Origin of the sequence: Shewanella sp. TB7-MNA-CIBAN-0143, from assembly GCF_040310065.1 — a bacterium.
Taxonomy (GTDB): Bacteria; Pseudomonadota; Gammaproteobacteria; order Enterobacterales; family Shewanellaceae; genus Shewanella.
In genome coordinates this window covers 76,178-100,122 of record NZ_JBEOPL010000015.1, presented here as the reverse complement: position 1 = coordinate 100,122, position 23,945 = coordinate 76,178, and the positions used below count along the sequence as shown (strand labels likewise).

General features: G+C 40.2%; 16 protein-coding genes. 8 read left to right on the top strand and 8 right to left on the bottom strand.

The window, feature by feature from the left end:
- Nucleotides 1-179 precede the first annotated feature (179 nt).
- From AAEY97_RS13545 to AAEY97_RS13525, 5 genes are all read right to left on the bottom strand, one after another.
- Entirely contained in the window at nt 180-1,961 is a 1,782-nt protein-coding gene (locus tag AAEY97_RS13545; RefSeq protein WP_350999357.1) for a M1 family metallopeptidase, read from the bottom strand.
- 559 nt (nt 1,962-2,520) lie between these two features.
- Nucleotides 2,521-3,492: a PstS family phosphate ABC transporter substrate-binding protein gene (locus tag AAEY97_RS13540; protein ID WP_101086502.1), complete on the bottom strand. Its 972-nt coding sequence runs from the start codon at nt 3,490-3,492 to the stop codon at nt 2,521-2,523.
- Between the two features lie 474 nt (nt 3,493-3,966).
- Nucleotides 3,967-5,262 carry a phosphate regulon sensor histidine kinase PhoR gene (gene phoR, locus AAEY97_RS13535; RefSeq protein ID WP_162023578.1) on the bottom strand — a complete coding sequence of 432 codons (1,296 nt, stop codon included), beginning with the start codon at nt 5,260-5,262 and terminating at the stop codon, nt 3,967-3,969.
- A 176-nt stretch (nt 5,263-5,438) separates the two neighbouring features.
- Nucleotides 5,439-6,128 carry a phosphate regulon transcriptional regulator PhoB gene (gene phoB, locus AAEY97_RS13530; protein WP_011638217.1) on the bottom strand — a complete coding sequence of 230 codons (690 nt, stop codon included), beginning with the start codon at nt 6,126-6,128 and terminating at the stop codon, nt 5,439-5,441.
- Nucleotides 6,129-6,324: 196 nt separating this feature from the next.
- Nucleotides 6,325-7,269, bottom strand: coding sequence for a porin (locus tag AAEY97_RS13525; RefSeq protein ID WP_101086500.1), 945 nt, complete (start codon nt 7,267-7,269; stop codon nt 6,325-6,327).
- A gap of 325 nt (nt 7,270-7,594) precedes the next feature.
- Between AAEY97_RS13525 and rdgC the strand changes: the two genes are divergently transcribed.
- Both rdgC and AAEY97_RS13515 read left to right on the top strand, forming a co-directional pair.
- Nucleotides 7,595-8,506 (top strand): recombination-associated protein RdgC, encoded by a 912-nt coding sequence (gene rdgC / locus AAEY97_RS13520; RefSeq protein WP_101086499.1) that lies wholly within the window; start codon nt 7,595-7,597, stop codon nt 8,504-8,506.
- Between the two features lie 17 nt (nt 8,507-8,523).
- On the top strand, nt 8,524-9,081 hold the full coding sequence (locus AAEY97_RS13515; protein ID WP_162023579.1) for a glutathione S-transferase family protein: 558 nt from the start codon (nt 8,524-8,526) through the stop codon (nt 9,079-9,081).
- A 414-nt stretch (nt 9,082-9,495) separates the two neighbouring features.
- On the opposite strand, the gene AAEY97_RS13510 is transcribed toward AAEY97_RS13515, so the two are convergent.
- Nucleotides 9,496-11,322, bottom strand: a complete 1,827-nt coding sequence (locus tag AAEY97_RS13510; RefSeq protein ID WP_335692440.1) for a M61 family metallopeptidase — start codon at nt 11,320-11,322, stop codon at nt 9,496-9,498.
- A gap of 328 nt (nt 11,323-11,650) precedes the next feature.
- On the opposite strand from AAEY97_RS13510, the gene AAEY97_RS13505 reads away from it, so the two are divergent.
- The 5 genes from AAEY97_RS13505 to AAEY97_RS13485 all read left to right on the top strand — a co-directional run bounded on the left by AAEY97_RS13505 (nt 11,651) and on the right by AAEY97_RS13485 (nt 18,270).
- Nucleotides 11,651-13,681 (top strand): tetratricopeptide repeat protein, encoded by a 2,031-nt coding sequence (locus AAEY97_RS13505; protein WP_350999352.1) that lies wholly within the window; start codon nt 11,651-11,653, stop codon nt 13,679-13,681.
- 202 nt (nt 13,682-13,883) lie between these two features.
- A complete protein-coding gene (locus tag AAEY97_RS13500) occupies nt 13,884-15,440 on the top strand; it encodes a sensor domain-containing diguanylate cyclase (RefSeq protein WP_350999349.1) in 1,557 nt (518 codons plus the stop codon).
- 60 nt (nt 15,441-15,500) lie between these two features.
- A complete protein-coding gene (ppnN, locus tag AAEY97_RS13495; protein ID WP_192116290.1) occupies nt 15,501-16,865 on the top strand; it encodes a nucleotide 5'-monophosphate nucleosidase PpnN in 1,365 nt (454 codons plus the stop codon).
- A complete protein-coding gene (xni, locus tag AAEY97_RS13490; RefSeq protein WP_101086493.1) occupies nt 16,858-17,625 on the top strand; it encodes a flap endonuclease Xni in 768 nt (255 codons plus the stop codon). The genes ppnN and xni overlap by 8 nt, the downstream gene beginning before the upstream one ends.
- A 246-nt stretch (nt 17,626-17,871) precedes the next feature.
- Nucleotides 17,872-18,270, top strand: coding sequence for a DUF3192 domain-containing protein (locus AAEY97_RS13485; protein WP_101086492.1), 399 nt, complete (start codon nt 17,872-17,874; stop codon nt 18,268-18,270).
- A 95-nt stretch (nt 18,271-18,365) separates the two neighbouring features.
- Here AAEY97_RS13485 and AAEY97_RS13480 read toward each other — a convergent pair whose 3' ends face one another.
- Entirely contained in the window at nt 18,366-21,233 is a 2,868-nt protein-coding gene (locus AAEY97_RS13480; protein WP_350999343.1) for a S9 family peptidase, read from the bottom strand.
- 439 nt (nt 21,234-21,672) lie between these two features.
- On the opposite strand from AAEY97_RS13480, the gene AAEY97_RS13475 reads away from it, so the two are divergent.
- Complete coding sequence (locus tag AAEY97_RS13475) at nt 21,673-22,683, top strand: isocitrate dehydrogenase (protein ID WP_182751234.1); 1,011 nt, start codon at nt 21,673-21,675, stop codon at nt 22,681-22,683.
- Between the two features lie 102 nt (nt 22,684-22,785).
- On the opposite strand, the gene rlmM is transcribed toward AAEY97_RS13475, so the two are convergent.
- Complete coding sequence (gene rlmM, locus AAEY97_RS13470) at nt 22,786-23,874, bottom strand: 23S rRNA (cytidine(2498)-2'-O)-methyltransferase RlmM (RefSeq protein ID WP_011638229.1); 1,089 nt, start codon at nt 23,872-23,874, stop codon at nt 22,786-22,788.
- Nucleotides 23,875-23,945 lie beyond the last annotated feature (71 nt).

The window sequence follows — 23,945 nt, the reverse complement described above, 5'->3', positions numbered from 1 at the left end:
CAAACTTCAGTTAAGATTGAGTTACTGCTACACCGTTTTAATGTTCATCATCCCCATTGGGAAGTATTAACACGCTAGCGCACCGTTAATGACAACCCGGAAAGAGTTATTTTGGCAGCCAATATGGCTGCCATTTTTTTTTGTCTTTTTTTGATGTAAAAGGTCATAACATTTTCTTGTTAAAAATTGAGTAAATTATCTAACTGAATTTGCAATGAAGGATGATAACCAGCACGAGCTTTTTTATAAATTTCAGCTAATTCTTGTTGATAGCCTGCTATTTGTAATTCAACAAACAAAGGTCTAACAAATTTACCTCTGCCGATACGGCATAAATAATCACTTAATGCTGGTAATACAGGATCATAGTGATTACGGATGGCAACGCGATACCAATCACACGCTATTTCGGCATTGGGACTGTTTGTTAATGTAAAAGTATCATCTAAATCTAATAACGTGGCTTGGCTTACCATTAACGGTAATTGAGTCAGAAAATACTGCCAGTGATGAACTCGCCACTCACTCACCAACAACTCACTTGCCAAAGCGCCTTTGACAATAGCTTCCACAGCCAAGTCAACTTTATCCAAGCTGCTTGATGTAGGGCCTTTAAACCATAGTGGTAATCCTTGCCCGTATACCCATTCATTGAGTTCTGGCAGGGTTAATTTATCGTGATGTTCCACCAGCAATGTCTGTTTTACATAATCAATGAATGTTTCGGTAGTAATCGCGCGAAACGAAAAATGCTCAACATACTGGGATAGAAAGCTATCGAATGCAGGCCGGCCTAATCGGCTTTCAAGTTCATGAACAAACATCGATGCTTTATCGTAGGTAAACCGATTAAATGCCAGATTAGGATCTTGGTCTTGGACATTGGCGGGTAGAGTTTGGTTGACTAAGGGAGTAGATTCCATTTCCTCTTGCAAACGTCCGTACTCGATAACCCATTCGAGTTCTGCCTGCTCTTTACCATAAATAGCTTCAACAATACGATTGGTAAAGTAAGTGGTAAATCCTTCGTTAAGCCATAAATCTCGCCAAGTCGCATTACTGACTAAATTACCTGTCCATGAATGGGCTAATTCATGAGCAACCGTGGACACAAGACTTTTATCCCCAGCAATTAGCGTGGGAGTCATAAATGCCAGCATAGGATTTTCCATACCACCAAAAGGGAAACTCGGTGGCAAAACAATCATGTCATAACGCCCCCAAGCATAAGGCCCTAGTATGGACTCTGCCATTAAGATCATTGATTCAGTATCTTCAAATTCTTTAACTGCAGCAGCAAGCATACCGGGTTCAGTATAAATACCACTTCGAGGCCCAGTGGCTTGGAAGCTTAACTCTCCAACAGCAATGGCTAATAAATGTGTTGGAATGGGTTTGCTCATGCAAAACTCAAACACACCATTATCTGGCAATTCAGGGTTATTTTCAGCACTCATTACCACGCGTAAACCTTGCGGAGCGGTAACTGTCGCATTAAAGGTTATGCGTGCTTTTGGGGTATCTTGTAAAGGTATCCAGCTACGAGCATTAATGGGTTGCGATTGGCTGAACAGGTAAGGCAATTGTTTGCCTAAGGTTTGTTCCGGAGTAAGCCATTGAAGCCCCTGGGCAGTTGTTGATGTACGATAATGGATGACCACCTCAGTTAATCGTTCACCCACATCAATAACCAGCTTTTGACCCAATATGGCATTCACATCACTCACATAATATGACAACACATTAGCGTCGCTGTCGGTGATACCTTCTATGATCAAGTCTCGGCAATCTAGCACTAATGGAAGTGCAGCCATTTTTCGGGTAAACTGCAACCGGGCAACGCCATTGAGTTGCTGCAAGTCAAAATTAACCACAATATTAAGTTCAAGATGATGCACGCATAAAGCATCAGTATTGGCACTTGAATGGTAATCGTGTTGTTCGTTCCATTTTGCAGTCACAAAATATCCTTACAAAGGCAATAAAACATGAAATCTAGCAAAGATAATAGCATTAGCATCACCAAAAATATGCTGTAAAAAGCCGCATTAATACCGAGTCACTCAGAGTAACCACGCTTGTCAATTCAAGGCATATAGATTTATTAAGCAGCAAAGTTAGCTCTGCACTTCCAACTTTCGTTTTATGCTGCTTTGAACTTAATGGAGACTATCGATCAATACCTTCACATTTAATGTCTACCGCTACATTGATATCTGGATTTTCTACTCAAATTTATTTTAAATAAAAATAAGTACTTTTTTGCATTCAAGGGAACTAACTGAAAAATGACTAGTCTGAATATATGAACCGAATTTGCATTACTTTATTAACAGCTAGTAGCGTTTTTTTGTTCATCATCATTCTCCTATTTGATAGTAGTAACAATCTATCGACAGTATTGCCCTTAGCAATAGCAGCAACCTCTTAATTAGGTTGCTTTTTTTTATCTTTTTTTCAACGAAAAAAAACAAAAAAGGCCTCAAAGAGGCCTTTTTAAGTTTACGGAAAGTTCGCTAATTAAAGCTTGATACCTACTTTCTCTAAATCTTTAGTAATTACAGATGTTGGTAATGGAACATAACCATCTTTCTCAACAATTTGTTGACCTTGCTTAGACAATACGAAGCGTAAGAATTCACGATCCATTGGCGTTAGGTCTTTGTTAGGATGCTTGTTCACATAAACATATAAGTAACGTGAAAGTGGGTAAGTACCGTCGGCAGCATTCGCAGCTGTGGCTTCGATAAACTTATCACCCTTCTTAGAGATAGCGACCGCTTTTACACCAGCAGTTTTATAACCAATACCTGAATAACCAATGGCATTCAATGACTGTGATACAGACTGAACAACTGAAGCAGAACCTGGTTGCTCATTTACGTTTGGACGGAAATCGCCTTTACATAACGCTTTTTCTTTAAAGTAACCATATGTACCAGACACTGAGTTACGACCGTAAAGCTGAACATCTTTTGCAGCCCAGTTACCATCTAAACCGGCATCACCCCAACGGTTAATTTCTTTACCGCCACACTTATGTGTAGAAGAAAAAATCGCATCAATTTGTTCAATGCTTAAGCCTGTTATAGGGTTATCTTTGTGTACGAATACAGCTAACGCATCGATTGCAACACGAACTGCCGTTGGCTGGTAGCCATAATGCTTTTCAAACGCTTCAACTTCATTAGGCTTCATCTTGCGGCTCATTGGGCCGAACTGAGAAGTTCCTTCAGTTAACGCTGGTGGCGCAGTAGAAGAACCTGCCGCTTGAATTTGGATATTAACGTTAGGGTAAATATGTTTGAACTCTTCAGCCCATAACGTCATCATATTTGCTAATGTATCAGAACCAACAGAAGACAAGTTACCAGAAACACCACTTGTTTTTTCGTATATTGGTAAAGTAGGGTCAATAGCAGCCATTGATGCTGCTGAGAATACGCCAGCGGCTGTAAGAGTAATCGCGCCGACAAGTTTGTTCAGTTTCATTTTAATGCTCCAGAATTAAGCGTACTAAGTTTTTAAAACGTAGTCAGTATCGACCTCATTGATGACAAGTCTATGACATTGACATGACAGTTATGTGACACCAGCAGTAAAACTGTCTCATTTGACAAAACAAAATAAAAGACAATTAATATCAATAACTTAACAAATGTAGGTGATAATAAATTATTTAGTACAATAGATAAATACCCACTAAACACATTACAAACAAGATAATTACGGCTTAAAATTATAGCAATAACGCTACATTATGACATTCATCATACCGGTTTAATTGAAGCAATTTATGCAATGCCAGCGATTGATTCAACACCATCTCTCTAAGACTAATTAGATTAGCACTCCTCAGCGGTTTTGAACTGATTAGCTCATTATTATTAGCCATTTGAACTGAGGAGCAGCAATAAAAAAACAGCACGTATGCTGTTTTTTAAGGATTGAAAATCTAGAGGCTAGCTATTGTCGAACTAACAAGTGCGCTGGAATAACAAAGCTGAAGATACTGCCTTTACCATACTCACTTATCACCTTAAGCTCACTGTGATGATGGTTTAAAGCATGTTTTACAATCGCTAGCCCCAAACCACTGCCGCCAGTTTTACTTGAACGGGCATTATCTACTCGATAAAAGCGTTCAGTTAAGCGGTTAATATGTTGTGGAGCGATACCCACTCCGGTATCGGTCACCGAAAACAACGCTCCGGTTGCAACACTTTTCCAATTAACCGAAATCGTTCCACCAGGAGTGGTGTAACGTATTGCATTTGAAATCAAGTTGGAACAAGCACTGCGTAATTGCAATTCATTACCATGGGTATTCAAACCGGGTTCGCAATTAAACACTAATGTATAGTCGGTGCCAGCAAGAGCTTTGGCTTCTTCTTTAAGAATTTCCATCATCAATGACATATTGACCGTTTGCGATAAATCAATATCAACCGCGTCTTCAATGCGCGACAGTGCCAATAACTGTTCAACCATCGACTGCATCCGAGTCGTTTGTTGCTGCATCAATGATAGTGGTTTGTGATTAGGAGAGTCTGCATCTTCCATGGTTTGCATAATTTCTAAATACCCCTGTAATACTGTCAATGGGGTCTTAAGTTCATGGGAAACGTTTGCCACAAAATCTTTGCGCATACCTTCTAACTGATGAATTCGGGTGACATCTCGAGCGATTAACAGCAATTGTCGATCACCATAGCTCATTACTCGAATTTCAAGTAAACGCTTATCGGACACGGGAGAAGGGATTTCTAATGGTTCTTTGTATTGTGCTTTCTTTATATAAGTCGAAAAATCAGGATGTCGAATAAGGTTATCAATTCTCTGACCATTATCCTGAGGCCAAACAAACCCTAAGATTAACTGAGCGAGCTTGTTACACCATAAAATATTATGTTCGGCATCAAGCACTACAGCCGCATCAGGCAAGGCCTCAGCGCCTTGACGAAAACGGGCTAACAACGTAGCTAACTGACCCACTCTTCGTCGATTCTTGCCCTGCAGACGATATATTCCATTGAACACGCCCTCCCAACTTCCCCGCCCTTGTGGAGGCGTAAGCTTTTTATCTTTCCATAACCAGAAGTTTAAACGAGTAATTTGACGATAATGCCACACAAGTAATGCAATCGAGCCTAATAGCATAACGATAACAACTTGATTGAATAAAGCGCCGATAAGCATGAATAAAACAAGCAATATAGCTAACCGGAAAAATAAACGATATCCAGAGTACGAGATAAACATAGGCTACCTAAATACGAAAATAACGCCGCCAACACATTCAGTGCCGTTACTGATTATTAGGGCTAACGAGGAACCACAAGATAGCCTAAATCGACTATTATGGCTAGACAGCGAAAAAAACAGTTTTTAAAAAGCTCTGCCTAGCATGGCAGAACTTTTCGAGCAGCCAATACGAATTACATTCTGGTTGAAAATCGATAACCAGCACCACGAACAGTTTGGATCAATTTATCATGTCCACCCTCTTCTACGGCTTTTCGTAAACGTCTGATGTGCACATCGACAGTTCGATCTTCAACATACACATTGGTGCCCCAAACGTTATCAAGTAACTGCTCTCGACTGTAGACTCGCTCAGGATGGGTCATAAAGAAATGCAATAAGCGAAACTCTGTCGGTCCCATATCGAGCACGGCGTCACCAACGGTCACTCTATGACTCACAGGGTCGAGTTGTAATCCTTGCACATCAATAGTTTCTTCTAAGCGCGTTGGTGCGCTTCTGCGCAAAACAGCTTTAATTCGTGCGACGAGCTCTTTAGGTGAAAAAGGTTTAGTTATATAGTCATCAGCGCCCACTTCAAGGCCCTTCACTTTATCTTCCTCTTCTCCACGAGCTGTCAGCATAATAATCGGGATCTGACGCGTAAATTCATCTTGCTTTAAACGTTTAGCTAATTGGATGCCACTACCACCAGGGAACATCCAATCCAATAAAATTAAGTCAGGGTATGGCTCTTTAAGCAACTCAATTGCTGAATCAAAATCTTCAGCTGCAGCTGTCGTAAAACCATGTTGATCCATCACAAATGTCAGCATCTCACGGATTGCTGATTCATCTTCTACTATTAATATCCTAGCTGTCATATTGGGTTTCTACGTTAATTTGCCACGAGACTATTATTGGACACTTTTGTTACAGATTTATGATCTAACAGCTGATTCTGGCATTAAATACGCCTTTCTGTCATAAAAAATTCATTGCTGTTAATGCAATGTAACAAAAAAAGGGCCTAAGCCCTTTTTAATTGATTGAAGATTTAACCATCACATGATGACTGGTTTAGAACTTATGTTCGATACCAATACCAACATAGCTATCATCTTGGTCATTTGAATCAAACGAGTTGGCTGTGTAGAAAGCAAATAGTTTAGTTGGTTTACCTAGTTTGTAGTCAGCACCTACAGACCATGAATCGCCTTTGTTTTCCATGTCGACATACTGAGCTTTTAGTGTCACATCATTGATGTCATAAGCTGTACTTAATAAGAAACCGTTATCTGTTACACCGCTATCTATTGCTTCTTGTTGCTGGTACATACCACCAATAACTAAGCCAGCAACTTTACCTTGAACCGTTGCACGTGCAGTGTCATAACCTTTTACTTTTGAATCATAAGCAATCGCTGCATATATTGGTGTACTTTTAAGACCTGCATCACCGTACATTACAGCCATGCTCACACCATCTTCACCAGTTGTATTGTCACCAACAACTTGGTCTGAATCGCCAGATGCAACATACGTAACACCCGCTTGAAAATCACCAAACATAGGTGTGTAGTATGTCGCAGTTTGCGCCATACGGTTTTCACCTTTGAACATGTTTTTTACGTCACCAGATAAATCGTTAAACTGGTCAACTTTACCTTGAGATACTTTAAGGATAGTGTCGTTACGACCTACAGAAACGGCACCAAAGTTACCTTTTAAACCAACAAATTGGTTACGAGCTAAAAAGTTTTCTTTGTCATCATCACCGGTATTAACTTCGTATTCGATGGTATAGAAAGCTTCTAATGATTTGCTTAACTCAAACTCACCGGTTACACCAAAACGTGATGCATTACTTTGAATAGTTGTTTCAGTTTCATCATTAACATCATTAGACTGTGCTGTAACATTTAATTTTCCATAAACTTGTAAAGGATCTGCCGCATAAGCACTTGATACTAAAGAGGCTGCCATTGCAGAGGCTAATAGAGTTTTACAAAAAACATTCATCATTTCATCCTTTCGACGCATATTTCGTCATGGTTATTCTGGGTTAGTTGTATCGGAACGAGCAGAATTTTGCCTTGCGAATGTTTCAGAAATATTGCAATGCTTGATTAAAAATGAATATTTGCCATACCGAACCACATTATTGCGCAGTAGATCTAGCTACAGCAGTGGTTTCAAGGAAGTTTGGGGGAATGTGACAATTTGATGAATTCTAACCCTAGTGACGACAGCGGTCGTATTATTAGTGTTTTTTTGTAGGTTTACCGCTTTGCATCTATCCCGTAAACTGCAGTAACTTATTTTTCCTGTTAATTAATGAGAGCCTTCTATGTGGTTTAAAAATCTCACCCTGTACCGTTTCAACAAACCTTTTACGACAGATACCGAAACATTAGAAAATGCCTTAGCTGATTTCACTTTCTCTCCTTGTTCAAGCCAAGACATAAGCAAGTTTGGTTTTTCTAATGCCCTAGGCAAAAAAGGCCAGGCATTAGTCCATAGTGCCGAAAATCGCTATCTAATTTGCGTCACGAAAGAAGAAAAAATTCTCCCAGGCCAAGTAATCAAAGAAGCCTTAGATGAAAAAGTGGCAGAGATTGAAGAGTTAGAGAATCGGAAAGTCACTAAAAAAGAAAAAGACACCATTAAAGACGAAATCACCACAACATTATTGCCTCGTGCATTTTCTCGACGTAGCCAAACTCATGCACTCATCATGCCTGAGCTAGAAATGATTTTAGTTGATAGTTCTAGTGCGACTAAAGCGGAAGAGTTGTTGGCACTGCTTCGTAAAGCGATAGGTAGCTTACCGGTTATCCCGCTAAGTTATGCCACACCAATCGAATCAACATTAACGCAATGGTTGCAAGCGGGTGAAGCACCGGCGCCATTTGAAATGCAAGATGAAGCCGAGCTTAAGTCAGACTCTGATGAAGGCGGTATCGTTCGCTTTAAACAACAAGTGCTTCAAGAAGATGAAGTGCTTGCCCATATTGCGACAGGTAAGCAAGTGCACAAATTGGCATTGCATTTTGGTCAGTCGATTGCTTTTTTAATGCAGTCTGATGCCAGTATTAAACGACTTAAGTTTTCTGAAGAGTTTAGAGCAGGTAGTGATGACGTTGGTACCGAAGATCCATTAGCACGTTTAGACGCTGACTTTGCCTTGATGGGCAGTGAATTAGTGGCTTTCGTCAACGCGGTAAATCAAGCATTTGGTCCTTTAGAGCAAAGCGTTTAATACCATAAGGGTATCCCATGAAACTTTACGGTAGCTTTACGTCTCCCTTTGTTCGGCATTGCCGAATAGCCTTATTGGAATCAACATTAGATTATCAATTTATTGAAACAGATCAGGCTAGCAGCGCAACGCTATCCCCTACAAAACGGGTTCCTTTTTTACACGATGGAGAGTTATCGTTAACGGATTCAAGCGCTATATTGCGCTACATCCGTCATAAGTCATCAAAAACGTACCTTGATACCGTGGTAGAACTTGATCAGTTTTGCATGATCAACACTGCTCTAGACAGTTCAATTAACTTGTTTTTCTTGTCTCGTGATGGCGTTGATATTGAACGTTTTGATTACACAATCAGACAAGCACAACGCATTAACGCAACACTAGCTGAATTTGAAAAATTCGAACTACCGCTATACGGACCGTTTAATGATGTGCAATTGCGTTTAGGTTGTTATTTAAGTTGGGCGGTTTTCCGCCAACGGATTGATATCGAAGATTATCCAAAACTGAAAATATTTTTAGCCACAATAGAAAAAGAGCCATTTTTTATCGAAACAGCTCCTCCGGCGTAACCATCATACAAAAATGCCCTGTTCTCAGGGCATTTTATTTATCATAACGGCTCGCATCTCAATACTGAATGACATATTCAACCAAGCCACTTCAACATGCTCGTTTCAAAGCCCCGTAGGATAACTGAACAAGGCAGTGATTGAAGAGAATTAATATCACTATTCTTAGAGCGCTGGGCTGCTAGGACGCTACGCGGCTAGATTCTATAAAAGCAGACAGCACAGCGAAGCTGTCACAACCGCTTAAGGTAGCAAGCGGTGACGAGCGAAAGGGCGATAACAAGCCAAGAGCTTAGGCGCGAGACCGCTTTATCCGTGAGCGCAGCGTTCGCTTGTTATCGTTTCTGAAGCGTCACTTCTCCACATGCTGGATCCTGCATTTCAAGGTCGTTTTGGGATATGCAAATCAACATTTTAGTCAGTAGTATTAATCCACTCACCCTTGTCATCAAACGGCCATTCAACCCCCAACCATGCTTTATAAAACGCTTTCTGCGCATCAGTTACCTTATCTACGGATGCAATTGATAAGTCACCTTTAGGTTGTTCAGTCAGGAGTAAACTCACTTCCTTTAACCGCTCATCCCTGAATATACTCAGTTTAATCGTATCGCCGACATTAAAATCATTAAGACGTTTAGTTAAACCATCCGCGGTAACCTTTAAACCATTAACAGCAACAATTTCATCTCCGGCAGCAACACCAGCATTCCAAGCGGGGCCATTTTTTAGCACACTCGCAATAATTAAATCGTTATATAAGCCAGACAACATCATTCCGGCATCTACTTCTGTTTTTGGAGATTGACCATAAGTCGTGATCAAACCAGCATGTGCCAACAAGTCATCAAAAGATAAACTAAACGGTTGGTTTACATATTCAGCCCACCACGACTGGTAATCTTTACCAGAAAGATTTTTTAAAATAGATTGCACGTCCGCGACGTTATAACTTAATGGAATTTTATATTGTTGATAAAGCGCTTTATGGACATCTCTATATGAATGAGCAAGTTGCGTATCGCTTAACAAACTAAAATCAAGTGCCATTGAAGCCAAGTAACCTTCAGAGTAAATATTCACACTGTGATTAACCGCATAATCGCCCCAAGTGCTACTCCACTGGCCTAAACTGGCTTCTGCGACAGATTGGACTTCACGACCTGGGTTATGTTGATTAAGCACAATACGTTGACTTAAATCGTCAAAGAACTCTTTGGCGGTTATCACTCCAGCGCGTAACAATAACTGATTTTGGAAATAACTGGTGGAGCCTTCAGCCATCCACAGTAAATCGGTCATATTTTCCGACTGATAATCATACGGAACCAGCCCTTGAGGTCGGTAAGCTTTAACATTCCACGTATGAATAAACTCGTGCGAGGCGGTACTGATAAAGCGTAAATAATCTTCGCGTTCACGAAAATTAAATCGTGGTAATTGGATAATAGTAGAATTGAGATGCTCTGTTGCACCACGAGCACCACTGGTTGCATGCACCATGTACACATATCGTTTAAATGGATAATCAGGCCAAATAGCCGATGCCTGACCACTGATTTTGGTGAGATCTGCTACAATTTTTTGAGTATCGTAATTACCTTCGCCCCAAAATACCACGTCGTAATCACGACCGTCAGCCTCAAAGCTGACATGTTGGTTTATGCCTGTTTCTATCGGTGAATCAACTAACACATCATAATTGGCCGCTTTAAATGAATGTGATGTGCTGCCTTTATCCATGCCAGAGTAACTTTTCCAACCTTCAGGAACTTCCATGTTGACCGTAACGGGTTGCTGACGAAATGCAGGGCTATACATAAATACACCACTGGCATCTAAAAAAGCATGGCTACTATCAATGTGACGTAAACGATCACCAAGCTCATTGGCATGTAATTGATATGTCACCTTCACCGATGTAGGTTTGGTTAAGGCGATTTGCCATTCGCCACTGGCAGTGCGTTTCCAAGGTAATGATTGTCCTTTACTGTCGGTCGCATTAAACAACCTTACGCCATCTGCAACGGGTAATACTTGATAACGACCTGTTCGCCATACCGGTAAATTGACCGTTAATACATCCGAATTGGTTTGAGGGAATGACACACTCACTTGGGCTAAATGGTGTGTGGGTTGGTTAATATCGATATGGTAATCGACATCTGCAAGTGCAGGCATTGCCCAACTCATCGAAAAAATAGCACTGCTGGTTAAAATTGCAAGAGAAGTAGGTTTCACTCTAGGTTCCTTCTGGTATGATTCTATTGTTTTTATTTTAAATTCCGAACAATTATAACGATCTAGACTCATTAACACAGTGGCAATTTGCAATTTAGTGGAAAACACCCGGTGAGAACATCTGACCCAGGTAAATTTATTTATTCATTCCACGTAAAAATGAAGTCCACGTTAACTAACACTATAAAAGGTATCTCTTACTATGCTGCGATGTTTTCCTCTGGTCATATTATGTTCGATACTATTAAGTTCAGTGGTTTCAGCAAGGGATATTGAGCAGCAAGAAATATTTTTCAAAGAAAATCCTCAAAAGCTGTATACAAAACTAATGAAGGCCACAGAGTTTCCTTTACAATTTTCAAATAAGGAGGAATTTGAGCAAGCCGCAAATGAATTAAGTTACCCACCCAATGAACTTCATCGCGATTTAGAGCTGCTGGCTCGACTGAATTTAGAAGCAAAGCTTACATCACCTACTAAGTATAAAGACGCTAAATTGCTCATAACACAATTAGACGCCATTGCATCAACCACACTTGAGCAAGCCGTCGTCATCATGCTTAAAGCGCGAATTAAAGGCCGTCAAAACCAAGAATATAATCAGGTGATTGTTGATTCAAATAATGCGTTGAATATGGTTAATACAGATGTCAGTTTAGAAAGTACGCTATTTAAATCAACACTTCATGAACAACTCAGCATGTTACATTCATTGCTACTTCAACCTACGCCGGCATTTTCTCACTTAAATCGTTACCGCGATATCGCTTACCAATTACACAATAATTATTTTATCTCCGATGCCGAAACCCAGTTAGGTCGTTATTACAATCTTAATGGCGATCAAGCCAAGTCACTCCAGCACTACAGTGAAGCATTTCGTTTAGCCAATAGTCTGGATTACCCCGGAATTAAAGCCCATACACAACTTAATCTTGCGCGTACATACCGAGATTTAGAACAATGGGATGATGCCCTAAAATATGCCCATAATGCTGCCGAAATACTTCAAGCGATAGGTCAAGATGTCTACCTAGCAGAGACCTTGACGGTCATCGCAATGATTTACGCTGGCCAAGATCAATGGAATAAAACCATCGACTATTATTTAAATGTCCAGCAAGTTAATGAGCGTATGGGAAATGAAATCGCCATAGGGCTCACATACCACAACTTAGGCGAGGCTTACTTCAAATTAAATAATATCCAAGCAGCATTGAACGTAATGCAACGTGCAAATGATATATTTAGAGCTCGGAAAGTAGAACATTACTTAGTCCATAATGAACTACTATTTGCCCAAATAAATACCAGTGAAGGCATGTGGAATGAGGCTATTGATCATGCGAACAAGGCTATTGAACTGGCTAAAAAGAAACATTTAAATGATGTGCAAACAGAAGCATTAGGCTATTTATCTACCGCATATCGCAAAACAAACAACCTCAATGCAGCACTTGCAACAGTCGATGCCATTGTTGAGCTGATCAACACATCGCAACAAAAAACCGAACAAACAAATGATTTCTCTGAACTCACTGAACAAAAATTAAAATTCGAACTGGGTTTATTACGTAATAAACTACATCAACAAACGGCAAAGAATAAATATAGTCAATTTATCATTTTAGTATTAATTCTCGGTTTCAGTATTGCGATTATCGTGTTGTTTTTTATCTACAGAAAATTTCAACAGCGAAATACCTTATACCTTAACGCCCAACATTTAAATACCATAGACCCTATAACGCAAGCCCAAGGTTACAGGGCGTTTATTCAACGCATCAGCACTCTTAAACACACTGAGTCTAAAACGATCGCGTTAGTGAATATCAATAAATTAAACAATATTGATATTCAACTTGGGCTCACTGAATCTATCGCATTGATGCAAAATTTTAATAGCCTGTTCAGTAAACACCTAGACACTGAAGTGTATATAATACGTTCAGGATTGATTGCATGTTATTTCGATAAGCAATACGACGCAGAAAATATCTTACATGCTGTAATTGATTGCCTTAAACAATTACATGAGACCCAATTTACTATACCAAATTTTGCTAACATATCCGCGGTCCAACATGCCAGTATTGGTCACATTAATTTGCCACTACTGGGTAACCCAGATGCCAGCATCAGTGCTGAATTACAATTTGAAACATTGCAATACGCACTTGCTGCAGCCATGGAAATAACTGAGCAACCCGCTTATGTGTCATTGCGACCACTTAATTTCGCTCCAGCGGCTGTTTTTATGCGCCCACTTTATTTAAATCTGACTCAAGCACTTAATCGCGGCATCATTCGTGCAGAAAGTAATCGTAACACCCAAGAGATCAACTGGCCGAAAAACTAATTGATTAATAAACATGCTATTGTGACCAGTTATGAGATTTTGTACGATAATTGGATTTGCTGCACAACATTATTGAGATAATATTACTATAATGTTAATCGATGATATGTTAATTACTATAAATTCGATTTGCCGTCTAAATTAATATCCTAATCACGGCAATAGATGCCTTTAGCTGAAGAATGAAAGTAGGCACTGCAAAATGAAAGAGTCAAATACAGCGATAACTCAAATTTCGTTGATGAAGCAAAAGCTCCATGCAGCTAAACTTGCTCTCGAAGAAATAAATATCGATCGTAATGATAAATTGAAAACATTAATTCAATTTATCACTCATCTGAGTCTTGCTTGTAAAGGGCAAAACTTAGAACTCGATAATAAACTGGCTAAATTGCGCCATCATATGCACAATTTTGAGCAAATTGACGAGGCACTACCTGAACTCGTCGATATCGAAAGACTATTAAAATCTCAATATAGCCATACCATGACTCGTTTAGAAGACAGTCGTAATGGCCTCAATCGAGTGATCCGTCAGATCCAACGAATTAACTCTGCGCCAGACAAACTCAAAAAAGAAATCACCTACTTTAAACAAGAATTAGGCAAACCATTCCATACTGTATGGGAATACATTCCCAAAGTTGAAAAACTGATTTTTTTCTATGAAGAAATTTTAAAACACGAATTTGCTGATGCCGACAATTACGAAATTTTGCCTCACCATATTCAGCTAGCTAAAGAGCTTGCCGCTAAAATTGCTGAAATTGAATTTAGAAAAGATCAACGGGACCAAATTCTAGTCATAAAAGAAGTGTTACTTGGTGATATCAGCTTAAATAACTTACTGGATTCTTACCAATCGATATTAAGCTTACTATTAGAAAATATTGCTCGCGAAAAAACCGCATCACAAGACTTTTTATTTGCCCTCAACGATGCTCTGACTATCGTTCGCGATGTGGTCAACAACACCCATAACAACAACCAACGTTGTGAGCAACTTAAAGGTCAATTAAATAAAGAAATCAATTTACGCGTCAATAACGCCGACGAGTTAGTGGTAGATGCAGATGATCTTAACCAATTAAAGATTCAACTGACGGTGCAGTTATCTTCACTTCGCGATTCACTGTCTCGTAAAGAGGCACTGGAACAACGTGAACAAACCATTTTACGTAAATCAATAGAGACAATGCGTAAAGAGCTCAATTCAATGAGCCAGGAAGCGAATAGCTACAAAGAAAAACTATTTGAACATCAAAAGCTCAACCTACTCGATCCGCTTACCCAATTAGCAAACCGTACTGCGTTAGAAGATCGCATGGAGCAAGAGTATCGCAACCATGTCCGCTTTAAAACGCCACTGTGGATAGCCATTACAGACATAGACCACTTTAAAGGCATTAATGATAGCTTTGGCCACAGTACCGGCGATAAAACCCTGCAAGTCATTGCTATGGCGTTAAAAAACTCATTACGCGATAGCGAGTTTGTTGCTCGTTATGGTGGTGAAGAATTTGTATTACTATTACCTGATATTACTGATGAACATATCTCTCAACTATTGAATCGAGTGAGAGAGAAAATCAAAAATATTCCATTTAAGTTTAAAAATCAGAGAATTACAGTTACATTATCTATAGGTGCTGCACAAGTGATGGAAAACGAAACGCTTGAAGAAGCTTTCGAAAGAGCAGATGCTGCATTATACCAAGCAAAAAACAACGGCAGAGACCGAGTCGTTATTGATATCTAGCCTCCCAAGACAGTTTTCTTTGGACTCGGCATCAAACACTCGAGTCCAAAGGAGTTGCTTATGATAGTAAAAATTAGTCCACGTGGTAGTCTAGATCAGCTTTCACAATTAGAAGTCGAACGTCTGAAACAAGGTGCAAAAAGCGACCTTTACCAATTATATCGAAATTGCTCACTCGCGGTGTTAGCTTCAGGCCTTATCAGCGACAGTTCCGAAGACCTGTTTAGTCGCTATGAATCTTTTAGCCTTAATATTTTACAGCGTGAAAGAGGCATCCAAATTGAACTCATCAACCCTCCTCTGCAAGCCTTCGTCGACGGGGAAATCATTGTCGGTATTCAAGAACATTTGTTTGCAGTACTCCGCGATATTATATACATCAGCAATAAGTACGAAAATTTAAAGCATATTGACTTAAGTAATGCCAGCCACATTACCAATGTTGTGTTTGATATTTTACGCAATGCTCAAGCAATCTCGCCAATGAAAGACCCTAATGTGGTGGTTTGTTGGGGAGGACACAGCATCAATGCTATTGAATACCAATATACCCGCGATGTAGGTTACCAACTTGGGTTACGTAGACTGGATATTTGCACCGGTTGCGGCCCTGGTGCTATGGAAGGCCCAATGAAAGGCGCGGCGATTGCCCACGCAAAACAACGAGTTCACAACGCCCGTTATATCGGCTTAACCGAACCCAGTATTATTGCTGCTGAGCCCCCAAACCAAATTGTTAATGAATTAGTCATTTTACCCGACATAGAAAAGCGTCTAGAAGCCTTTGTCCGTTTAGGCCATGGTATTGTCATTTTCCCTGGCGGCGCGGGTACGGCTGAAGAACTACTCTACTTTCTTGGTATCCTATTAAATAAAGAAAATTGCCATGCATCCTTTCCACTGGTATTAACCGGACCTGCTGAAAGTGCTGAATACTTTGCCGTTATCGATGAATTTATCGGGGCAACATTAGGCGAAGAAGCACAGAGTAAGTATCAAATCATTATCGGCGACCCTGCCAAAGTGGCGCAAATAATGAAGCAAGGCATGGAGCAAGTAAAAATCTATCGCAAAGAAAAATGTGATGCTTACCAGTATCAATGGTCACTCAAAATTGAACCCGAATTTCAATTACCCTTTGCGCCGACCCATGAAGTTATGGCAAATTTGAATCTCTATTTTCAAGAAAATAAGGCAGAACTTGCCGCTAACTTACGTAAAGCGTTTTCAGGTATTGTCGCCGGTAACGTAAAAGGCGATACCATCAAGTTAATTCAAGAGTTTGGTCCCTTTAAGATTGAAGGTGATGCTAAGCTCATGCTAATGATGGATAAGCTATTAAACGCTTTTGTTAAACAACAACGAATGAAACTGCCAGGCAGCGCTTACGTGCCCTGCTACGAAATAATAAAAACAAATGAATAAATTACTCATTATTGATGGACTCAATCTCGTACGCCGCATTCATGCGGTGCTACCTGATGAAAACGATATTACCAGCGTTCAAGAACGTGTTTTAGCAGCATCCAAAAAAATGCTGTTACAACATCAACCGACTCATTGCATTGTCGTTTGGGATGGCAATGAGCCATCTTGGCGCAAAACGCTGTACAGTGATTACAAAAAAGGTCGTAAACCCATGCCGACGGCATTAAGTGATGGCCTGGTAAATATCAAAGCCACACTGGCTGAACACGATATCAATTCTTTCGACGCTCAATCTGAAGCCGATGATGTTATCGCCACCATCGCGATGAAAATGATCAGCAACAAGGGTGAAGTGATTATTGTGTCAACCGACAAAGGCTTTAGCCAGTTACCGACCAAAAATCTCACCTTGTGGGATCACTTTAATCAGCACGTTTTTGATGTTGCGCAATATGAAAAGAAACTGGGAATAGAGCAATACCAAATGCTCGACTTTATTGCATTAGCGGGTGACAGCGGCAATAAAATTCCCGGAATTATGGGCATAGGCCCAAAATCTGCAGCGGATTTACTCAATAAATTTAGAACGCTAGCTAATTTATATCGTTCTTTAGATAACCTTGGCGCCAAGCAAGCACTTAAATTAGCCGAAGGAAAAGAGATTGCCAGAATTAGTTATAAATTAGCGCAGTTACAATGCGATATTCCACTGAATATTAATTTGAAACAATTTAGGATCAATCCAATAACAAACTAATGCCATAATAAGCTAACCTCTACTCTGGATAAGGGATGGGCTAAAGCGTTAAAAATAAGTGTATTTAACGTCTGCTATCACTCTTGCTATTGATGTTGCCAAGGGTTTTAACATGATAGTAGGCTTATGGTAAGTCGATACAATACAGATAACAAAAAAGTGTTATTTGATAACCGTTTATTATCCAGAGTTGAGTAAAAACACATAACCTCAACGGTATTAATACCATAACGGATTACACAGATTATGAATACAAAAGTGACGTATATCATCGGTGGAATTTTCACTGCCTATTTACTGTTTGTTGCCGTGGTGATTTTTGTTTATGAACCACAGCCAGAAGACCGAGCATGGGATGATCGCCAAGCATTCAACTTACAAAAAATGAGTGAAGTCAGCTTTGGTCAAAGCCTTGATGAGATCAGAACATTATTAGGCAGTGCAGATTTTGTCGAAGCCAAAACCGGCATTGATGGACAATATCAAGTGATGTATTACCGTACCCACCACATAAAATCAGACGGTGAAACCACTAAAGAAGAGTGCACCCCATTGTTATTTAGAGATAATCTGCTGATTGCATGGGGACAAGACACTGAAGATCAATATTTTGCGGTGCCAATAACCCATCAAGAACCACAATAGTTGCTTATTTGTCTGTGGTATCAATAACAAAAAACGCCCTATCGGTATTAGCATAGGGCGTAAAAAGTTAATTCAGATAAACATTGATAGCCGTTTTAATCTACTTTTTTATACTCCTGATAAGCTTCACCTTGGCGGAGCCAATCTGGGGCTTGCTCACCCTTTAAGTAATGATCGAAGTACTGCTTCATCTTAATGGTATAATCAAGTTTATTGGGATATTTTTTCAAATGATGTGGCTCATCTTCATATTGTAAAAACACCACATCCTTGCCTGCACGACGCATTGCCAGATATAGCTCAATACCCTGCTCCCATGGTACAGCATCATCTTTATCACCAAACATAATCATCATGGGTGTTTGAATGCGATCGACATAAAAAATCGGCGAGTTTTCAATATACTTTTGTGGTGCCTTGAACAGACTCTCGCCCATTCGACTTTGGCCCGTTTCATATTGAAATTGTCTTGCTAGCCCTGAACCATGGCGAATGCCACTATAAGCACTGGTCATATTCGATACCGGAGCACCAGTCACAACAGCTTTAAAGATATTGGTTTGGGTTACCGCATATGCACTCTGATAGCCGCCCCAAGAATGCCCTTGAATACCAACAGCATCAGGATCGGCAATCCCCATCGCTATCAATTTTTGTACGCCTGCGGTCAGTGCTTTTACTGAAGAGATCCCCGGATAACCTATCTCGAAACGAATATCAGGCAAGAAAATCGCATAACCATTGTCTGCATACCAAGCAAAGTTAGGTCGATGATTGAGCTTCATATCAGGAAACGCATGTAGCCTATCGCTCATAAACCGATAGAAATACACTAAGGTTGGATACTGTTTACCGGCTTGGTAATTTGTTGGCTTAATGAGTACCCCATCCATGTAAACACCGTCACCATCTCGCCAATGTACTAGCTCCGCATTGCCCCATTTAAAGGGTTTACGCTGCTTATCCAGTTGGGTCACCTGTTGGGCGTTCTGTGGTGAGGTATTAGCTGCAATATATAAATCAGGATATAAATCATAGCGCTGTTTCGAAAACACCACTGTCGAGGCTTTATTAGCTCTGGCAAGCAACGTTAATTTACTGTTGCTTTCGGTTAAGCGCTTCACACCAGCAACACCCATTTTGGCGCTGAAAAAACCGTCTGCTTTTGATAGATGACTATAACCTTGCAATAGCACAGTTTCAGCATCACTCACTACTGCGGGTAACAACTCATCCTTAACTAAGCCAACTAGCCTGAATTGAGTTTTCTGCTTTCGCCCTTCGCCATTGGTTAACATAAACCCTTGGCTCGATGCGGTATTAAACTGCCATACATCATATTTATCATAAACGGTTATCGCACTATCATCAGTTAGCCAAGGGCCAAAACCGTAACCGGGTGCAGCACTGGGATAATCATGATCTTCATCAGCAAACGGTGTCGTAATATTAGCAGTCAAATTAACCCGACGTTGAGATGCAATGTCTAACAGAAACACGTTACCTTGCTGATAATAAGCCAGAAACTTAGCATTCGGTGACAGTGTAGGCATTGCATCACTGGGTTGCTGAGTTAACACTGGAATTTTATTACCGTTGTTTACATCAACCAAATACACATCACGATAAAAACCTGCCCAGGTGATCATTTTTTGATATAGCACATCTGAACTGGCCAATAAAAAACGCGCTTGCTCACCATAAGTAACATCTGGCACCACTTGATCAGCTAATTGAACTAACTTATTTGAATCTAAGTGTAAAACAGCTAAATAAGTGCGTTTTAATTCTTGCTCATATTCTTTGACTTCTTGAGGCTTAATTTTGGCATCATCACCATGCCAAATGCGTAGCTGCTTTTTCGCCGTGATAATCTCTGGATTAAACACATCATTGGCATTTTGATAATCAGCTAATTCAGCTTGCTGAGCAACTTGGGGAACTCGACCAACATACAAACGTTGACCGTCTTTTGAAAACTGTAAGCTTGAATATTGGTTATATGCCCAAGCTTCAGACTGGGCAAATTGCTGTTGTTTATTCTGCTCTACATCAATAAGCAACATGTTGTGCTCACGGCCATAGCGTGTCGAACTCGCAGCGCCTTTCGTCACGGCAACATATTGACCATCATCGCTGATCGCTAATGCTTCAATATGTTCATCGCGACTACCATAAAGCTGACGCTGTTTTTGGTCATCCAATGCTACCAGCACTACCTGGTGCAGTTGATTTTTACCTTGATTAACGACTGCAACAAAATGCTTCCCAGCTTTATCAAAAGCAAATTGGGTCACATCAGATAGCTTGGTGTGTTGGTTGGTAGCCAGATTAATTAACCGAACATCAGAGCCTTTATCTGCTTCCTCAATTTCAACATGAGTATCATCTTCAACCTTAGCAGTATTTTCGGCAACCGTTGATTCAGAGATAATAGATTTAGAAGCTTTAGACTCAGAAGCAATGGATTCAACAGCCTTAGATTCCGATAATTCAGATTTCTCATTCGTAGACTCAGGCTTGTTAATTTTAAATTTTAAAACTAAAAAATGACCATTGTCGCTAAATAGTGCAGATTCAACATTCTCAAACGTCTGTTGCTTACCACTTTGAGTATTCAGTAAGACCACTTCATGGGGTAAATCGGCTTTCTTCTTGGTTTCTCGCTCAAATAAGTTCGCTTCAATGGTCGCCAACACAAATTTGCCATCAGCACTGACATTCACATCGGTGCCATTGGCAATTTCATACTGTTTACTGTTATCACTAAAACGGATTAATGCACGACTATCGCCTCTATCAGGAGTAGCCTGTACCGCAATCACGTTGCCATTATCAGAAATAACCGGCTGTTGTAAGGTTTCAAAATGCATAATGTCATCAAGGGACAGTGCACGTTGTGGAGCCGCATGGGCATTAAATGACAGACAGACTGCCAATGGAATTAAATTGAATAATTTCACAGTTTTCCTCTAATGGTAACGTTGATTGATTATTTTTATAGATCACCGTAATAGATCATCGTGTTGGATTATCTCAATATTGACTAGCTAACGTTAAGCCAACCAGCAAAAGACATGACATGCGACCAAAGTCGTCTTTATAAAAAATGCTTACAGAATAAGCTAATGCTGCCAATAAAACATTGAACCGCAGATAAATCTTCAGCATTAAGATACTTTACAAGTAAACGATTTGTAATAAAGGTTCATAGTAAAACAATCAAATTAGAATTGACTTAAAAATAACGGAAATAATGTGATAATACTCACTATTTTCTGTAAATAAACATTAAAAGTCGTTAAAATACGCCGCAGAAAAACGACGCTTTTTATCGTCACCTAGCCGTGCCATATATGCGGTCTATCAATTGCAGTAACCACAACTGTGGAAGGACTATTCATGTCAAAACGTACAATAACCGTGATCCCAGGTGATGGGATTGGCCCAAGCATTATCGATTCAGCATTAAAAATCCTCGATAAAGCAGGATGTAACTTTGAATATGAATTTGCTGATGCAGGGTTAACGGCGTTAGAAAAACACGGTGAATTAGTACCGCAACGTACATTAGACCTTATCGAGAAAAATCGCATTACGCTTAAAGGACCATTAACCACACCTGTCGGTGAAGGTTTTACCTCTATTAATGTGAGCTTACGTAAAAAGTTCAGTCTTTATGCTAACGTACGCCCGGTGATTTCATTTAAAGGAACCCAAGCGCGTTATGAGAACATTGATATCATTACCGTGCGTGAAAACACTGAAGGTATGTACTCAGGCTTAGGTCAAAAAATCTCTGACGATGGTCAAACAGCCGAAGCGACCAGTATTATTACTCGTCAAGGTGCAGAGCAAATCACCACATTTGCTTACGAACTTGCTCGTAAAGAAAATCGTAAAAAAGTGACTATCGTTCATAAAGCTAACATCATGAAATCAACTTCAGGTTTATTCTTGAAAGTGGCACGTGAAGTGAGCTTGCGTTACCCAGACATCACCACCGAAGAAATGATTGTTGATGCCACTTGTATGAAACTGGTTATGAATCCTGAAAACTTTGATGTTATTGTGACGACTAACCTATTTGGCGACATCTTGTCTGATTTATGTGCCGGTCTTGTGGGCGGTTTAGGCATGGCTCCAGGTGCAAACATTGGTCGCGATGCCGCTATTTTTGAAGCTGTACACGGCAGTGCACCAGATATCGCAGGCAAAAACTTAGCCAATCCAACCTCAGTAATTTTAGCGTCGATTCAAATGCTAGAGTACTTAGGCATGTCTGATAAAGCTGAGATGATCCGTAGCGCTGTATCGGCTGTTATTGAAGAAGGTGACCGTACTACCCGCGATTTAGGCGGCACTCACGGCACTACCGACTTCACTCAAGCAGTACTCGAGCGTCTAGGATAATTCTATATGGTTACGTTAATGACTGAGTTATCTGTCATTAACTAAAAAGCCCCTTATGCAGCGTTGCATAAGGGGCTTTTTGTTAGCGGCACAATAGTATTTTTATGCGTAGCTCACACCCTTTTCAGGGAATATCCATAAATGCACGGTCACTTCATCGCGGTCATGATAAAGGTGCTTACACTGCATTTTAAAATCAATTTCATTTTCAGTTAAAATGGCACCAATGGTTTCTAAAATCACGCTAACTTCTTTATAGCGGCTTTTCATGGGTAACTTAAGATTAAAAATAGCTTCTTTAAACCAACCATTAATCGCCCAAGCTTCCATTAATTCAGCAACTCGGGCTGGCTTTTCAACCATATCACACACTAACCAATACACATTTTTACGCGGTGGCTCAAAACGAAAACCATCTGCACGGTAATGCTTCACCTGGCCTGTTTCCATCAATTTTGGATCCATTGGACCGTTATCTACCGCAGCCACCATCATCCCACGGCGAACTAATTGGTAAGTCCAACCGCCAGGACAAGCGCCTAAATCAACGGCATTTAACCCACTACGACAACGTGTTTCTTGCTCTTCTTTAGTTAAAAAGGCTCCAAAAGCTTCATCTAGCTTAAGGCTTGAACGACTTGGTGCATCTGCAGCCATTCTTAACCGAGGAATACCCATAAAGTGTGGCGAACTATTGTGGCTTAACGAATAACCCGCATACGCTTTGCCTGGTCCGATAAAACACACATGAATAATAGGACGGCGGTCACTTTCAGCGTTAAGCAATGCGCCGCTCTTTTTTAAACCTTGACGTAACGGCACTGTCAATTTACGACAAAATGCAGATAATTCTTTTGCTTCATTGGTGTCAGGCGTTTCAACGCGTAGCTCACCACATTTTGACAGCGCGGCCAATGAAGCCACAATAGGCCCGACTCGATCTTGTTCAGGCAAATCACTCAACAACTCACCCGCGGCAAACATCTGACGCGCAAAAACTAATGAACTAAGCGCCAATTCCTTAACTAACGTATCGGCACCATTATCGTCAAAACATTGATAAATCACATAGGCATCGTTGATGTTGGTTTTAACAAAACCACCCACATTTAATTCTGTTGCCCGTTGTTGAATTTCTGCCGCACAGTCTTTTTCATAGCCTGAGCGACAAAATAGGAATAGGTTTTTCATTTGGAGCCTTAGCGTAAGGATATTCGCATAATAGCGAGACAATAATCTCGCTATTATACTCAAAAATGCTC

What these genes read in the sequence shown, in the direction of transcription:
- AAEY97_RS13540 (WP_101086502.1), bottom strand. Translation starts at nt 3,492, where the DNA reads ATGAAACTGAACAAACTTGTCGGCGCGATTACTCTTACAGCCGCTGGC.
- phoR (WP_162023578.1), bottom strand. Translation starts at nt 5,262, where the DNA reads ATGTTTATCTCGTACTCTGGATATCGTTTATTTTTCCGGTTAGCTATA.
- phoB (WP_011638217.1), bottom strand. Translation starts at nt 6,128, where the DNA reads ATGACAGCTAGGATATTAATAGTAGAAGATGAATCAGCAATCCGTGAG.
- AAEY97_RS13525 (WP_101086500.1), bottom strand. Translation starts at nt 7,269, where the DNA reads ATGATGAATGTTTTTTGTAAAACTCTATTAGCCTCTGCAATGGCAGCC.
- rdgC (WP_101086499.1), top strand. Translation starts at nt 7,595, where the DNA reads ATGTGGTTTAAAAATCTCACCCTGTACCGTTTCAACAAACCTTTTACG.
- AAEY97_RS13515 (WP_162023579.1), top strand. Translation starts at nt 8,524, where the DNA reads ATGAAACTTTACGGTAGCTTTACGTCTCCCTTTGTTCGGCATTGCCGA.
- AAEY97_RS13505 (WP_350999352.1), top strand. Translation starts at nt 11,651, where the DNA reads ATGAAGGCCACAGAGTTTCCTTTACAATTTTCAAATAAGGAGGAATTT.
- AAEY97_RS13500 (WP_350999349.1), top strand. Translation starts at nt 13,884, where the DNA reads ATGAAAGAGTCAAATACAGCGATAACTCAAATTTCGTTGATGAAGCAA.
- ppnN (WP_192116290.1), top strand. Translation starts at nt 15,501, where the DNA reads ATGATAGTAAAAATTAGTCCACGTGGTAGTCTAGATCAGCTTTCACAA.
- xni (WP_101086493.1), top strand. Translation starts at nt 16,858, where the DNA reads ATGAATAAATTACTCATTATTGATGGACTCAATCTCGTACGCCGCATT.
- AAEY97_RS13485 (WP_101086492.1), top strand. Translation starts at nt 17,872, where the DNA reads ATGAATACAAAAGTGACGTATATCATCGGTGGAATTTTCACTGCCTAT.
- AAEY97_RS13475 (WP_182751234.1), top strand. Translation starts at nt 21,673, where the DNA reads ATGTCAAAACGTACAATAACCGTGATCCCAGGTGATGGGATTGGCCCA.
- rlmM (WP_011638229.1), bottom strand. Translation starts at nt 23,874, where the DNA reads ATGAAAAACCTATTCCTATTTTGTCGCTCAGGCTATGAAAAAGACTGT.